The organism is Pseudoalteromonas sp. APC 3694 (genome assembly GCF_030407565.1).
Taxonomy (GTDB): Bacteria; Pseudomonadota; Gammaproteobacteria; order Enterobacterales; family Alteromonadaceae; genus Pseudoalteromonas; species Pseudoalteromonas tetraodonis.
Window position 1 is genome coordinate 1 of record NZ_JASDDE010000124.1, and the last position, 1,508, is coordinate 1,508.

General features: G+C 42.2%; 1 protein-coding gene and 1 pseudogene. One reads left to right on the plus strand and one right to left on the minus strand.

What is annotated here, in order from left to right; translation table 11 throughout:
• Nucleotides 1-85 precede the first annotated feature (85 nt).
• Nucleotides 86-583: pseudogene (locus QMA00_RS18775) on the minus strand (response regulator); the annotation flags it as partial.
• A 167-nt stretch (nt 584-750) separates the two neighbouring features.
• Here QMA00_RS18775 and QMA00_RS18780 point away from each other — a divergent pair.
• Entirely contained in the window at nt 751-1,215 is a 465-nt protein-coding gene (locus QMA00_RS18780) for a Spy/CpxP family protein refolding chaperone (RefSeq protein ID WP_290158504.1), read from the plus strand.
• The last annotated feature ends 293 nt before the right edge of the window (nt 1,216-1,508 follow it).

Below are 1,508 nucleotides of genomic sequence, written 5' to 3' on the forward strand. Positions count from 1 at the left end.
GGTTCGGTGTAAAGTTTTCTGGCGAATTCAATTATACCTTATCTTCATGCTGTTTATTTTTCATACCACAAAGATCAACACGCCCTAATAAAGCCAATATTTCGTATTCGGTACCCGTAAGCGTGAGTGTGGTGTTATTTACACTGGCTTCACGCGTGGCAAAGTTAATAGTAATACCGTTTAAAGAGAGCTTTTTATTATTGTTATTGCTTACACTATTAATGTGTTCAATACGGCGAGTAATAGCTTTAACGCGGGCAAGGAGTTCGCGGTGGTTAAACGGTTTTGGAATATAGTCATCAGCGCCGAGCTCTAAACCAAAAATACGGTCAAAGTCTTCACCTTTAGCGGTCAACATAATCACCGGCGTTAATTTACTTTGCCTGAGTTGTTTGAGTACTTCAAAGCCATCTATAAAGGGCAACATAACATCAAGTAATATAAGCGCGTAATCGTTTTGTAAAGCAAGCTCTAAGCCTTGTTGGCCATCATGTGCGGTTTGTATGCTAAAGCCTTGTGCGCTCAGATACTCGCTTAATAGCTCACATAAACCGGTGTCATCATCAATCATTAATAGTTTCATACATTAAGCCTTACGCGCTGTTTTATGGTTTTATTTTACGCGTTTAATGTACTAAAAGTTAGTCTTTACATAACCTTTACACTGCTTTGCGTTACTTTGCATTGAGCCGGTTATAGTGAACACACTGGCTAGCAGCCAACAACCAACTCAATATTAAGGTGATGATTATGACTAAAGTAAACACGCTATCAAAATTAGTACTTATATGTGGCTTAACAGCAGCAACGCTCAGTGCGGGCAGCGCACTTGCAAAAGGTGATGGCCATAAACAAGGCCACTCTCAAGCACGCTTTTTACTCTCTGAGCGAGCTGCAGATAAACTGGCGCTTACTGAAGAGCAGCAAACGCAATTAAAAGCGATTTTTACAGCGCAAAAAACGCAAATTAAAGCGCTAAGAAGCCAAGACAAAGACGTGCGCAAGGCACAGCGTCAAGCCTATAAAGCACAAATGGATGCGTTATTGTCAGCGCCAAACTTTGACGAAAATGCAGCGAAAGAGTTATTAACCGCACGCCAAGATAAGAAGCAGCAATTGGGATTAATTAAATTGAAAACCCAGCATCAGGTAATGCAACTGCTTAACGCTGAGCAAAAAGAAAAGTTAGCTAAAATACAGCAGCGCCGCAGGTAATAGGGCGAGGTGCGAGGGGCGAGGTCCGCAACCCGAAGCCCCGCCTTGTATCTACAGAATATTTTAAACCACAGAGGGAGCAGAGGCGCTTTGCGCTACACAGAGAGAAGATCATTTATTGTCACTTTCTCTGTGTGCTCTGCGCCTTTGTGGTAGATAAATGACCTAAAACCTAATACTGACGCGGGGTAAACCGCTGCTACAGGTATAAAAAATCTTGCTATGTTAACTGCAAGGTTTTTAAATTTCTCGAACCTCGAACCTCGAACCTCGAACCTCGAACCTCGAACCTC

Excerpts from the sequence above, each read along its gene's own strand:
- QMA00_RS18780 (WP_290158504.1), top strand. The coding sequence starts at position 751 with ATGACTAAAGTAAACACGCTATCAAAATTAGTACTTATATGTGGCTTA.